General features: G+C 61.6%; 13 protein-coding genes. 7 read left to right on the top strand and 6 right to left on the bottom strand.

Annotated features, from left to right (window positions below; genetic code table 11):
- Positions 1 to 3 precede the first annotated feature (3 nt).
- Together trhA and OU694_RS02190 are read right to left on the bottom strand one after the other, a co-directional pair.
- Positions 4 to 687, bottom strand: a complete 684-nt coding sequence (gene trhA / locus OU694_RS02195; protein ID WP_308909374.1) for a PAQR family membrane homeostasis protein TrhA — start codon at positions 685 to 687, stop codon at positions 4 to 6.
- A gap of 80 nt (positions 688 to 767) precedes the next feature.
- Positions 768 to 1,961 (bottom strand): class I SAM-dependent rRNA methyltransferase, encoded by a 1,194-nt coding sequence (locus OU694_RS02190; RefSeq protein WP_308909373.1) that lies wholly within the window; start codon positions 1,959 to 1,961, stop codon positions 768 to 770.
- 125 nt (positions 1,962 to 2,086) lie between these two features.
- Here OU694_RS02190 and OU694_RS02185 point away from each other — a divergent pair, with 125 nt between their 5' ends.
- Entirely contained in the window at positions 2,087 to 2,653 is a 567-nt protein-coding gene (locus tag OU694_RS02185; protein ID WP_308909372.1) for a DUF2239 family protein, read from the top strand.
- Between the two features lie 55 nt (positions 2,654 to 2,708).
- Here OU694_RS02185 and phbB read toward each other — a convergent pair whose 3' ends face one another.
- A complete protein-coding gene (gene phbB, locus OU694_RS02180) occupies positions 2,709 to 3,431 on the bottom strand; it encodes an acetoacetyl-CoA reductase (protein ID WP_308909371.1) in 723 nt (240 codons plus the stop codon).
- Positions 3,432 to 3,626: 195 nt separating this feature from the next.
- On the opposite strand from phbB, the gene OU694_RS02175 reads away from it, so the two are divergent.
- Positions 3,627 to 4,445, top strand: coding sequence for a substrate-binding periplasmic protein (locus tag OU694_RS02175; RefSeq protein WP_308909370.1), 819 nt, complete (start codon positions 3,627 to 3,629; stop codon positions 4,443 to 4,445).
- Between the two features lie 24 nt (positions 4,446 to 4,469).
- Here OU694_RS02175 and OU694_RS02170 read toward each other — a convergent pair whose 3' ends face one another.
- A complete protein-coding gene (locus OU694_RS02170; protein WP_308909369.1) occupies positions 4,470 to 5,891 on the bottom strand; it encodes an amidohydrolase in 1,422 nt (473 codons plus the stop codon).
- A gap of 161 nt (positions 5,892 to 6,052) precedes the next feature.
- Between OU694_RS02170 and OU694_RS02165 the strand changes: the two genes are divergently transcribed.
- Both OU694_RS02165 and OU694_RS02160 read left to right on the top strand, forming a co-directional pair.
- Complete coding sequence (locus OU694_RS02165) at positions 6,053 to 6,832, top strand: IclR family transcriptional regulator (RefSeq protein ID WP_308909368.1); 780 nt, start codon at positions 6,053 to 6,055, stop codon at positions 6,830 to 6,832.
- Positions 6,833 to 6,885: 53 nt separating this feature from the next.
- Positions 6,886 to 8,334: a cryptochrome/photolyase family protein gene (locus OU694_RS02160; RefSeq protein WP_308909367.1), complete on the top strand. Its 1,449-nt coding sequence runs from the start codon at positions 6,886 to 6,888 to the stop codon at positions 8,332 to 8,334.
- Positions 8,335 to 8,337: 3 nt separating this feature from the next.
- On the opposite strand, the gene OU694_RS02155 is transcribed toward OU694_RS02160, so the two are convergent.
- Together OU694_RS02155 and OU694_RS02150 are read right to left on the bottom strand one after the other, a co-directional pair.
- Positions 8,338 to 9,258 carry a pirin family protein gene (locus OU694_RS02155; protein WP_308909366.1) on the bottom strand — a complete coding sequence of 307 codons (921 nt, stop codon included), beginning with the start codon at positions 9,256 to 9,258 and terminating at the stop codon, positions 8,338 to 8,340.
- Between the two features lie 124 nt (positions 9,259 to 9,382).
- Positions 9,383 to 9,856 (bottom strand): fasciclin domain-containing protein, encoded by a 474-nt coding sequence (locus tag OU694_RS02150; RefSeq protein WP_308909365.1) that lies wholly within the window; start codon positions 9,854 to 9,856, stop codon positions 9,383 to 9,385.
- Between the two features lie 68 nt (positions 9,857 to 9,924).
- Here OU694_RS02150 and modA point away from each other — a divergent pair, with 68 nt between their 5' ends.
- The 3 genes from modA to nadA all read left to right on the top strand — a co-directional run bounded on the left by modA (position 9,925) and on the right by nadA (position 13,118).
- Positions 9,925 to 10,707 carry a molybdate ABC transporter substrate-binding protein gene (modA, locus tag OU694_RS02145; RefSeq protein ID WP_308909364.1) on the top strand — a complete coding sequence of 261 codons (783 nt, stop codon included), beginning with the start codon at positions 9,925 to 9,927 and terminating at the stop codon, positions 10,705 to 10,707.
- A 412-nt stretch (positions 10,708 to 11,119) separates the two neighbouring features.
- Positions 11,120 to 12,022 carry an MBL fold metallo-hydrolase gene (locus tag OU694_RS02140; RefSeq protein ID WP_308909363.1) on the top strand — a complete coding sequence of 301 codons (903 nt, stop codon included), beginning with the start codon at positions 11,120 to 11,122 and terminating at the stop codon, positions 12,020 to 12,022.
- Between the two features lie 94 nt (positions 12,023 to 12,116).
- On the top strand, positions 12,117 to 13,118 hold the full coding sequence (gene nadA / locus OU694_RS02135) for a quinolinate synthase NadA (RefSeq protein WP_308909362.1): 1,002 nt from the start codon (positions 12,117 to 12,119) through the stop codon (positions 13,116 to 13,118).
- The last annotated feature ends 3 nt before the right edge of the window (positions 13,119 to 13,121 follow it).

Genomic DNA, 13,121 nt, shown 5'->3' with positions numbered 1-13,121 from the left:
CTATCAAGAAACCCTCGGCAGCACGAAAGCATAGATCGCAATGAAATGCGCGATGCTGCCGAGGACCACAAAGCCGTGCCAGATGGCATGGGTGAAGCGCTTGCCCTTCAGGGCATAAAAGATGGCGCCGACGGTATAAAGCAGCCCGCCCGCAACGATCCAGCCAAGGCCCGCACCCGGCAGGCGCTCATAAAGCTCACCCGCGAAGGCAACCGCTCCCCAGCCCATGGCGAGATAGGTGCCAAGCGAAATGGCTCGGAACACCTTGCCTTCGGCGTGCCCCGTGACAAAACCAATGATCTTGGCCGTCGCACCCGCCGCCGCCGCGCACCAGACAAGCACCAGGACCCAAAGGCCGAGCGTGTCAGAAAGCACCAGAAGGGCGATCGGCGTATAGGTGCCGGCGATCTTGGCGTAAATCGCCACATGATCGAGCAGCTCGTAAAACTCCCGCCGCTTCGAATAGACCATCGAATGGTAAAGCGTAGACAGCGCGAAAACGAGCAGTACCGAACTGCCGTAAATCGCGGCCGCCGTGATCTCCAGCGCACCGCCCGCCGCCACCGCCTTGGCGATAAGGAAACACAGCCCCACCACCGCTGCGATGGCCGCAAGGCCATGGCTGATGGCATGGATGATCTCTTCCAGAATGGTATATTCGCGCAGTTTCCCTGAGGCGGCTGTCATGGCTGGCTTCTCCTGATTGCGGGGCCTTTGATCCTTGATACCACAGCCGCGTGTCAAAACGACGGCAAAATCCCGTGAGATCAGTCCAGCTCGAACATCAGGAAGGTCAGGTAGCGCGTCTCGGGCAGTTGCGGATGCACAGGATGATCCTTGTCGGCCCCGGCTTCATGGACAAGCGTCGCCTTGCGACCCGCTTTGGCAAGGCCCCCCGTAATCGCCTTCTTGAGTGCACCGGGGCTTGCATGGTGCGAACAGGCAGCAAAGGCAAGAATGCCGCCCTTGGCAATCACGGGGCCTAGCTTCACCGCAAGCTTTTCATAGCCTGCCATGCCGGCAGCCTTCATCGCCCGGTTCTTGATAAAAGGGGGCGGGTCAGCGCTGACGATTTCAAACGTCCGGCCCTTCGCGGCAGCCTCATCCAGCCAATCGTACGCCTCGGCCACTTCAAAGGTGCAAAGATGCCCAAGGCCGTTTCGCTCCGCCGCTTCACGGGCCTTGTCGATGGCCGGGGCAGACCGGTCCACAATCGTCACCTCTCGCGCACCGGCCTTTGCGGCGGCGAGCCCGAAGGCGCCGGTGTGGGCATAAAGATCAAGCATTGTCTTGCCGGCGGAGCGTTCCATCACCGTGCAGCGATTGGCGCGCTGGTCGAAATACCAGCCGGTCTTCTGCCCCTCGACTACATCGGCGCGGTAGATGACGCCATTTTCCGGCACATCGATCTCGCCTTCCACCGGCTTGCCGATCATCGCCTTTTCAAGCTCCAGCCCTTCTGAAAGCCGGGCAGAGGCGGAAAGGTCCATCACGATGGTGGCGGGAGAAAGCAGCCGGTCGATCACCGGCAGCCAGACAGGTGTCAGCCATTCCATCCCAGCAGTCGTCACCTGTGCTACCAGAATATCGCCGTAGCGGTCGATCACCAGCCCGGGCAGGCCGTCGCCTTCGGCATGGACAAGGCGGTAGAAGGGGCTATCGAACAGCTTTTCCCGCTTCTTCAACGCGCGGGCAAACTTGTCCTCGAACCAGCGGTCATCGATCAAGGTCTTCGGATTGGTGGACAGAACCCGCACCGCCAGATTGCTGCGAGGGTTCAGATACCCCACCGCCATCGGCGTCATTTTGGGGTCGGCCAGCATCACAAGCGTGCCGGGCTCGGCGATATCGCAGGCCGACGACCATTCGATATCCCCCTTGAAAACCCACGGCTTGCCCGCTGCCACGGCCTTGGCGGCATCGCGTTTCAGGATCAGTGTCAGGTCAGGGCGTCCGGTCATGGCGCGGAGCATAGTGAGACGCTCATCCGGTGTCCATCCGCACAATCGTGATTTTATTACCCGGATATAATTGACAATACAATTTAACCCGGATAATAAAATCTCACCAAAAAAGGACCCGAGTCATGACAGCTGACAAAAAAACAAACTACACAGCCTTCGCGGGCGACGAACGGATCAAAAGTGGCGACCTCGCCGCGATTGCCCTTGCCGTCCGCGATGCGGTGAATGCCGGGGAGGCCCGCCTGATCCAGATTTTCGATGACGCCACGGGCCGCGTCACCGATATCGACACACGTGGCAGCGCAGAAGACACCCTTGCCCGCCTTGGCATTCAGCCGGAAGCGGACAAGCCTGTGCGTGGCCGGGGGCGCCCCAAGCTTGGGGTCGTCCCCGGCGAGGTCACCCTCCTGCCCCGGCATTGGGACTGGCTGAAATCGCAACCCGGCGGGGCATCGGTAACGCTGCGGAAGCTGATTGAAGCCGCCCGCCACGACCCGAGAGCAGCGAAACGCGAAGCGCAATCTGCAGCCTACCGCGTCATGTCCGCCATGGCCGGCGACAGGCAGGGCTTCGAGGAAGCCTCGCGAGCCTTCTTCGCGGGCGACAAGGCCACATTTGACACGCTGACAAAGGACTGGCCGGCCGATATCCGCGCCTATATCGCGAAGCTCGCCAAGCCAGCCTTCTGAAAACAAAAAGGGAGCGAAAATCGCTCCCTTTTTTCCTGCCAGCCTTCAGGCCGGATCAATACATATGCTGTCCGCCGTTGATCGACATGGTCGACCCGGTCACGAAATCGGCGTCCTTGGCGGCAAGGAACGAAACACCGCGCGCGATGTCATCCGCCTTTCCAAGCCGCCCGACCGGGATCTTGGCGATGATCTTGTCCAGAATATCCTTCGGCACGGCAGCCACCATATCGGTATCCACATAGCCCGGCGCAATGGCATTGACGGTGATCCCGAAGCGTGCACCTTCCTGTGCCAGCGCCTTGGTGAAACCGTGGATGCCGGACTTGGCAGCGGCATAGTTCACCTGCCCATACTGGCCGGCCTGCCCGTTGATCGACCCGATGTTGATGATCCGGCCGAATTTCCTGTCCTTCATGCCGGGGAAGACAGCATGCGCCATGTTGAAGCAAGAGCCGAGGTTGGTGTCGATCACTTCCTGCCAGGCGTTCCGGTCCATCTTCAGGAGCGTGCCATCGCGGGTGATACCGGCGTTGTTCACCAGCACACCGACAGGGCCGTACTTGGCCTCGATATCGGCAACCGCCTTCTGGCAGGCGTCATAGTCGGATACGTCGAACTTCACGGCCGGAATGCCGGTTTCCGCGGTAAAGGCCTTCGCCTTCTCGTCATTTCCGCCATAGTTGGCAACGACCGTATAGCCATCGGCCTTCAATTTGCGGCTGATAGCGGCGCCGATACCCCGTGTTCCGCCGGTAACCAATGCAACGATCGTCATGTCTTAAATCCTCCCATGAATGAAGTTCGGCCCCTCGACGGCCCCATTGTGCGAAATTCAGTGCGCAATTTCAAAGCGATAATGAGACCGCTCCCAATTTTACATGCCCGCCGTTTCATTGACATGACAGCGGAAGCGGCTAGTCTGGAGGAGGTTGCTGGCCCGCCCAGATTCGTTTGCACCTGAGGTGTCCGCTTGATCCGCCCTGCCTTGCGCCTGTTTGGAATATTGATCCCCCTGATTGTGCAGGCAACGGCACAGGCAGAGGACCAACCCGAAACGGCTCGCCCGCTTGTCATCGGCACAATGCAGGAAGTGCCACCCTATGTGTTCGAACACCCCTCGCGCGGTATCGATATCGATATCATCCGCGCGACCTTTTCCCTGATGGAGAAGGAGGTCGTTTTCATTCACGTGCCGACCTTGCGGCTTGAACGCCTTCTGTCCTCCGGCCGGGCCGACGCCATTTCGGCCAACAGTGCCAATGTCAAAGGCTGCAACCCGAGCCAGCCCTTTTCATACTGGCGCGACGCTGTGCTGGTGCGCAAGGGACTATCGAAGGGCGTTTACAGCATGATCGATCTGGCCGGGCTGAATGTCGCGACCTTCCCGAAAGCCGAACGCGCGCTCGGGAGTGCGCTCAAGCCCTTCATCCGCTATTTCGGCAGCTACAATTACCTGATCAACACCGATGCCCTCGGCCTCTTGCAGCGGGGGCGGCTCGATGCCTATATCGGGGACAGGCTGCTTGTGGAATATGCCCTGAAGGAACAAGGCTGGACGGGGGAGCCACCATACGAACTGGCATTCGACCTGCCGCCAACCCCGCGCCTTCTATGCTTCAGCGACAAGGCAATGGCGGCGCGTTTCGACGCTGCGCTTGCAGAGATTCAGGCAGCCGGTGCTGACAAGCAGATAGGCGACCTGTATCTCGGCCGCTTGCGCAAGGACGGGGAAGCCCCGGCAGGCGAGGCAAGCGAGGAACCCGTCCCGGAGGCACCGGCGGCGCCCTGAAGCACCGCCGGGAAATCATTATGGTCAGTTAGCCTCGGCGAGCGCTGCCTTGATCTTGGCGCCAAGCGCATCGGCTTCCGCCTTGACCTTGGCGCCGTCGATCGCCAGCACCTGGCCATCCTTCATCAGCACACGGCCGTCAACAATGGTGGTGACCACATCGCCCGAGTTGGTGGCATACACAAGGTGCGAGATGACATCATAAAGCGGCGCGAGGCGCGGGCTTGTAAGGTCCACCTGGATCATGTCGGCCCGAAGGCCCGGCACCAGCTTGCCGGTCACATCGCCAAGCGTTGCCGCCTTGGCCCCTTCGGACGTTGCCATCTTCAGCGCGCTCAGTGCCGGCACAACCGTCGGATTGTGGGTATTGCCCTTGTGCAGGAGGGCCGCGAAGCGGATCTCTTCCCACATATCCAGATCGTTGTTCGACGCGGCACCATCGGTCGCAAGGCCAAGCGTGATACCGTCATCCAGCATCTGCGGCACCGGCGCGATCCCGGCGCCCGTCTTGAGGTTCGAAGTCGGGTTATGGATCGGCGACATCTTGCCTTTGGCGAGAAGCGCGCGGTCATGCTCGCTCGGCCACACAACGTGCGCGGCGATCACAGGATGATCCAGATACCCGATCTCGTTCAGAAGCTCGATCGAGGTCATGCCGTATTTATCGGCGATCGTCTTGGTTTCTGACTGGTCTTCCGCCACATGGATCGAGATCGGCACATCCAGCTTCCTGGCGGCTGCCAGCACTTCGACCAGATGCTCTTTCGAGACCGTATAGGGCGCGTGCGGGGCGAGGCCCGGCTTCACACGCGCCGATTTGCCCTTGTGGCTTTCCACGAACTTCACGCCCGCCGCATAGCTATCGTCCCAGCCCTTGAAACCGGGGCTCGGGAAATCGATCATCGGGGCGGTTACAACGGCGCGCAGGCCGCACTCTTCCACCACACCCGCGATCACTTCGGGATAGAAATACATATCGACGAACGAGGTGGTACCGCCGCGGATCATTTCCCAGCAGGCGAGGCTGGTGCCGATGCGCACAAATTCAGGGTCCACGAACCGGCCTTCCATCGGGAAGATGAATTTCGTCAGCCACGTCATCAGGTCCAGATCATCCGCGACCCCGCGCAGGAGGGTCATCGACGTGTGGGTGTGTCCGTTCACAAGGCCCGGCATCAGCACCTTGCTGTCGCCGTCCATGATCTCTTTGGCCGTGTATTTCGCCTTGATCTCGTCTGCCTTGCCGACGGCAACAATTGCGCCATCCTTCACGGCAACGGCGCCATGCTCGATCACGCCTGTCGCATCGTCCATGGTGACCACATAGTCGCCAAGCACAATCATGTCAGCCGGTTCAGCCGCCATCGTCGTCTCCTTCATCGGGTTGAGGGCCACAAGGGCCACAGCAGCGGCCAGCGTCCGCGCCAGAGGGGTCAGTTTCTTCATTGGGTCCATTCCTCGGGAAGATGGCACCGGGGGCGGATCGTCCGCCCCGTTCAGGCCGCGACCATATAGCAGCATCAATGTCTTGAAAAGGGGCGGCGGCTGTGGGAAGCCTTTGGGAAGACATGCGGCAATCCCGTGCCGCCCAGAGGGAACTGACATCTATGGCCGGGGCTTCCTCCCCTATCAAGCGACTGGCGGCAATCCTTGATGCCGTGGCGGCAAGCCCTTCGGGCCTTGCGCTGAAGGAAATCGCCGACGCCATCGGGCTGCCGATGGCGACAACCCACCGCATGATCCACAGCCTTGTCGATATCGGCTATGTGGAAGGCGGCAGCGGCCGGGCGACCTTCACCATAGGGCCGCGCCTGTTGCGCATCTTCCATCTGGCCTTCGATACCGACACGCTGGCGACGCTGGTGGAGCCGGCCCTGCGCGCCCAGACCGAAGACCTCGGCATCGCGGCCTATCTCGTTCAGTTCAAGGACAGCCGGATCGACCTGATCCACACCACCATGCCAGTGCATCCGAGCCATACGATCATGCATCCGGGCGATGCTTTCCCGATCAATGCTTCGGCTGCCGGCAAGGTACTGTTTGCCCACCAGCCGCGCGAACGGCAGCTGGAAGAGTTGAAAAAGCCGCTGATCGCCTATGACGATCTGACCCTTACCGACCACGGGGCCATCCTCGCCGAACTCGACAAGGTGAAGGCTCGCGGCTATGGCACCTCGGACGAGGAACTGGATCGCGGTGTGCTGGCCGTCGCCTGCCCAGTGGAGCTTGAAAAGATCGGCGTCATCTATTCGGTGGGGGCACTTGGCCTGAAGGCGCGCATGCTGGCGGACCGGGACGTGCCCGAAATTGCAGCGCGCATCGCCCGCACCGCAGCCGAAATAAAAGCCCTTCTGGAACCCCTGCGCCGCTCCGGCGAGGCCAGTTGATCCAACCGTAACATCCCCGCGTAAAAATACTGCCGTTCATGCGGGAGTTTTTGATGCCGGCCACAGCCCTTTACCTTGTCACTGCCCAGTCGTTGCGCCTTGACGACAATCCGGCCCTTTCCGCTGCCGCGCGCGAGGCTGCCCATATTGTCCCCGCCTATATCCATGACGACAGCCGCCCTCGCCGGCTTGGCGGCGCTGCTAAATGGTGGCTGCATCATGCGCTTGCCGATCACGCGCGCGACCTCGCCCGTGCCGGCGCACCGCTGGTTCTGCGTCAGGGACGCTTGCTTGAAGAGGTCGAAAAGCTTGTTGCAGAAACCGGGGCGCGGACCCTGTATCTGCAACACGACCCCACCCCCGGCATGCAAGCAATGGAAGATGCCCTGCATCGCTGGGCGGAAGAAAATGGCATCGTCTGCCGCCGCTTTGGCGGGCACCTTCTGTTCGATCCGGTGGAAATAAGGACGGGCACTGGCAGGCCCTACTCGGTTTTCACGCCCTTCTGGCGCGCCTGCCTCGAACTCGGCCCCCGTGCGCCGATACCTACCCCTGAAAAGCTTTCGGCGCCCAATGACATGCCGGCGACCCTACCCCTCGAAGCGCTGGGCCTGCTGCCAAAAGGCGTGGACTGGACCGGCGGTATCGCCGCCACGTGGGAGCCGGGTGAAGCAGCGGCACACAAACGACTCGACCATTTCATTGAGGCAGGCCTCAAGGGCTATGGTCATGACAGGGACTATCCGGCCCTTGAGGACGGCACCACGGCACTTTCCCCCTACCTGCGGTTCGGTAATATCAGCCCGCGCCGGCTGTTCGCGCGCCTCGCTGATATTGCAGCCATGGAGCCTGCGCTGGCTCAAGGGGCGGCGCATGTGCAACGCGAACTCGGCTGGCGGGAATTCTGCTGGCATCTGGCTGTCGCGAGGCCCGACCTCGCCACCCGTCCGATCCGCGACGATTTCACCACTTTCCCGTGGCAGGAGCCCGACACCTCTGACCTGAAACGCTGGCAGACGGGCCAGACCGGATTTCCCATCATCGATGCCGGAATGCGGCAATTGTGGCAAACCGGCTGGATGCATAACCGGGTGCGGATGATCGTCGCCTCGTTCCTCGCCAAGGATATGCTCACCGACTGGCGGCACGGCGAGGCGTGGTTCTGGGATACGCTTGTGGATGCCGACGCGGCGAGCAATCCCGCAAACTGGCAATGGGTGGCCGGATGTGGCGCCGATGCCGCCCCTTTCTTCCGGATCTTCAATCCGACCCTTCAGTCAGCCAAATTCGATGGCGCGGGAAACTATATCCGTCGTTTCGTCCCGGAGCTTGCTGCCCTGCCCGACGCCCATATCCACGAGCCACACAAAGCGCCTTCTGCTGTTCTCAGAATGGCGGGTGTTACGCCCGGAATCACTTATCCGCTGCCTATGCTGGACCGAACAATGGCGCGCGAGCGGGCATTGGCGGCCTATCAGGCGCGCGATCCGCTCGCCGGCTGAATCTCAACGCTCCGGCAGGGGAATGAATTCGTCGTCGCCTGGAACAGGATCGAACCTGCCCTCGCGCCAGCGTTCTTTCGCTTCCTCGATCATGGCTTCATCGGTCGCCACAAAGTTCCAGTACATGCGGCGCGGACCATCAAGCGGATCACCGCCCAGCACCATCAGCCGCGCCGGGCCACCAGAAGCTGCCACCGTTACCGGCACGCCCTCCTCAAGTACCAGCATGGCGCCGGGTTCATGCCTTTCGCCGCCGATGGTGACCGCACCATCCAGCATATAGATCGCCCGTTCGGCAGGATCGGCAGGCACGCTGACTGATGCGCCGTCTTCAAGGCTGATATCGGCATAAAGGGTGCGGCTTTGCACCGTCACCGGCGACTTTTTGCCCCAGCCTTCCCCGGCGACCAGAATGCCGCGCATGCCAGGCCCTTCGAAGGTCGGCAGACTGTCGGCCGGATAATGATCGAACGCCGGGTCCATGGTCTCGCGGTCCTTCGGCAGGGCCATCCATATCTGCAGGCCGTAAAGCTTGTGCCCCGCCGCGCGCTCAGTAACCGGTGTGCGTTCGGAATGGACGATGCCATGCCCCGCTGTCATCCAGTTCACCGCACCGGGCCGGATTTCCTGCACCGAGCCGAGGCTATCGCGGTGCATGATGGCACCTTCCACCAGCCACGTAAGTGTGGCGAGCCCGATATGGGGATGCGGACGGACATCAATGCCCGTACCCGGTGCGAACTCGGCCGGCCCCATCTGGTCGAAGAAAACGAAGGGGCCAACGGAGCGTGCCTCGATGGCAGGGAGCGACCGCCGCACCGAAAAACCGCCAAGATCGCGCGGCTTCGGCCGGATCACATAGCGAATCGCCTTCTCATTCAGAGCCTCGTCGCAGCCCGGTGTGTCGCACTCTGTCCAGCTCATGGCATATCCCCTATTGTTTTCCAGCCTTCAGTCTAGCCTCAAACAGCGGGTGTGCAACCGTGTGGAATGCAAAGGGCCGCCACGCGGGCGACCCTTCAACAGGATGTGATACGGAATGCCCGCGTCAGGGCATGATCACCTTGTCGATCACATGGATGACACCATTGTCGGCCACCACATCGGCGGTGGTCACGTTGGCGCCGTCCACCATCACGCCGCTTGTTGCATCGATATCGACGGTGGAGCCTTCAACTGTCGCCGGGCTCAGCTTCTTGCCAGCGATATCGGTCGACATCACTTTGCCGGGCACAACATGATAGGTGAGGATCGCCGTAAGCTTCGCCTTGTTTTCGGGCTTCAGCAGGTCTTCCACCGTACCTGCCGGCAGGGCGGCAAAAGCGGCGTCCGTCGGCGCAAAAACGGTGAAGGGACCGTCGCCTTTGAGCGTATCAACAAGGCCCGCCGCCTTCACTGCAGCCACAAGCGTGTTGAAGGAGCCGGCGCTGACGGCCGTGTCCACAATATCGGCTGCCTGAGCGGCCTGGCCCACAGCCAGAAGGCTGCTGGCAGCGAGAAGGGTACGGAGAGGATTGCGCATCGTTCATTCCTTTGAGTAAGTTGATCGATGCCTGCGGTACGCCACGCCTGTATGACTGGATCAGCCGAATGCCCGGATCACTCCATCACACTTTTTTGACCGCCCTCATGGCCCTCGGCCTGCTGCTGGCGCCGGCCGCCAACGCGCAATCGGAAGAAAGACACAAGCCGATCATCTTTGCGGCCGCAAGCCTTGTAGAAGTCCTCCCCGCCATCCTCGGCCCCAATGATGCAACCTATGTGTTCGGCCCCAGCGCAACTCTTGCCCGCCAGATCGACGCCGGCGCCCCGGCGGATATCTATATTTCCGCCAATGCTGACTGGACCGACTGGCTCGTGAAGGCCGGCAAGCTGCATGACGTGCAGATGATTGCAGGTAACCGCCTTGTCCTTGCCGTACCGGCAGGTGACACAGCGAGGGAACGCACCATCATCGATGCCGCCAGCTTCATGGAAATCATCGGCAACCGGCGCCTCGCCATCGCCGATCCGCGCAGCGCACCCGCCGGCGTCTATGCACAAGCCTTCCTTGCTCACCTCGGCCTTGCCGACAGCATGAAAGACCGGCTCGCCATGGGGGAAAGCGTTAGGGCAACCCTGCGCCTTGTGGAACGCGGCGGCCTGCCCGGCCTTGTGTATGAAAGCGATACCGCCGGCAATCTGGCTGTCCGGATGATCGTCCCGATTGCCGCGGAGGCAAGCGGCGCCGTGCGTTACTCGGGCGGGGTCGTTTCCGACCGGTCAGACCTTGCCGCCCTGCTCGCCCGCCTGACTGCTCCCGACGCCGCCGTCACATGGAAGCGCTTCGGATTCGTCGCCAATGCCGACATGCCCCATAATGGCACAGAATAAAACGTCCCATTTTGGGACACATTCCATCAAAGTCCCGTTTCGGAACACTTTTTGACGGTGATTCATCGCTTTTTGCGTGCCAAATGGCGGAATCTCTGGTTTGCCACAATTTGGCACGGGGGTTGCGATACTCCCGACAAGTGATCCGCACGACCCACCCGGCTGCCACCGGACGTGCGAAGACACAGCATCCCGATCTTCAGCTGCCACTGAATGGGATGCGGCGCCCGCAACCAGCTGCCACTGACGCGGGATGCCCGGAATAGAGCCGGTTACGCCTGCCTGCCGTCCCCTGCCTGCCTGCATGGACGCCCGCGTAACCGGCTCTAACCATTTCTGGCCCTTCCCCTTTCTGATTGGACACAGGCACCCGCCGCGCTAAGCTCCGGCCCGAACGGACAGGGACCAGCACATGCCCATCGATTTCAAGCAGGATTTCACCATGAACCCCGGCGTCGTGGAGGGGCTGAGCCCGCTTGTCACCCGTGTTCTGGCCCCGAACCCCAGCCCCTTCACCTACACAGGTACCGGCACGTTCATCGTCGGTACGGAAAAGCTTGCCGTCATCGATCCCGGCCCCGACATGCCGGTCCATGGGGAGGCGCTGATGAAGGCGATAGGCGACCGGGAAGTCAGCCATATCCTTGTCACCCATACCCACCGGGACCATTCACCCCTGTCGCGCTGGTTGAAGGAACGGACTGGCGCCCCGATCCTCGCGTTCGGCCCCCACGGTGCCGGGCGCCGCGCCGGGCTTGAAGGCGAAGATGTGGAAGCAGGCGCCGACAAGGATTTCGCCCCCGACGTGAGGCTCGCTGACGGAGAAGTGATCAAAGGGCCGGACTGGACAATCACGGCCCTGCACACCCCCGGCCACACATCCAACCATATGTGTTTTCATCTGTCAGAAGAGGACACGATCTTCGTGGGCGACCATGTGATGGCTTGGGCCACCACGGTGATCCTGCCGCCCGACGGCGATGTGCGCGCCTATCTCACAAGCCTTGAACGGCTGGTGGCGATGAACCCCGCGCTCCTGCGCCCCACCCATGGCCCGGAAGTCGACAAACCCGCACGTTTCATGCGCGCCATCATCGGCCACCGCCGCATGCGCGAAGCGCAGATCGTCGGCCATCTTGAAGCCGGGATCGACAATATCGATATGATGGTGGAGCGGATGTATCGGGAAATCGACCCGCGCCTGTTTCCGGCGGCTGCCCGTTCGGTCCTCGCCCATCTCATCGCCCTTGTCGATGATGGCCGGGTGATTGCCGATCCCGCCCCCGGCCTTGAGGCCCGCTACCGCCTATCCTGACAGGCAAGAAGCATTTGATTGCATGAGCGCCGCCCCGCCGCTATCAATGCCGCCAGTCTAGGTTACGCCCGGCCCGCCGGGCAGGAGAGTGACGATGAATCTGCCCATGAACCCAGCCCTTGACCCGAGCCTCGACCTCGTTGCCGAGATCAACCGCCTGCGCAAGGAAAAGAACGCCGTAATCCTCGCCCATTATTATCAGGATGGCGCGATCCAGGACATTGCGGACTTCGTGGGCGACAGCCTCGATCTCTCGCGCAAGGCAGCGGCAACGGACGCCGACGTCATCGTTTTCTGCGGTGTACGCTTCATGGCGGAAGTCGCCAAGATCCTGAGCCCCGGCAAAATCGTCGTACTGCCTGACCTCGAAGCCGGCTGCAGCCTTGAAGATAGCTGCCCGCCCGACGAGTTCGAGAAATTCGTCAAAGCCCGCCCCGACCATATTGTACTCAGCTACATCAACTGCTCGGCCGCGGTGAAGGGGCTTTCCGACATCATCGTCACGAGCTCGAATGCGAAGCATATCGTGAACAGCCTGCCCAAAGACCAGAAGATCATCTTCGGGCCTGACCGGCACCTTGGCGGCTATCTCGCCCGCCAGCTCGGCCGCGAGGACATGGTCCTTTGGCAGGGCACCTGCATCGTGCATGAAAAATTCAGCGAGAAAGAGCTGATCAAGCTGAAGGCCCAGTATCCGGACGCGCCGGTTGCCGCGCACCCCGAATGCCCGGACAATATCATCGCACATGCCGACCATGTGGGCTCCACCCGCGATATCCTGAATTTCGCGATCAATAGCCCCGCTAACACGATCATCGTGGCGACCGAGCCCGGCATCATCCACCAGATGGAAAAGGCCGCCCCGCACAAGACCTTCATCGGCGCGCCGGGCGCGGACGGCAATTGCAGCTGCAACACCTGCCCCTTCATGGCGCTGAACACGATGGAAAAGCTCTATCTGTGCCTGCGCGACCTCGGGCCCGAAATCCAGCTCGATGAAGAAACCCGCGTGAAGGCCGAAAAGCCCCTGCGCCGGATGCTGGAAATGAGCCCGACCCAAGGCCCGGCCCCGGATGTTTCGAAGGTCGAGGTCTGAGGC

This window comes from Pseudokordiimonas caeni, assembly GCF_026719705.1.
In the GTDB taxonomy this organism is placed as follows: domain Bacteria; phylum Pseudomonadota; class Alphaproteobacteria; order Sphingomonadales; family Kordiimonadaceae; genus Gimibacter; species Gimibacter caeni.
This window is presented reverse-complemented; position numbering and strand designations above follow the sequence as displayed.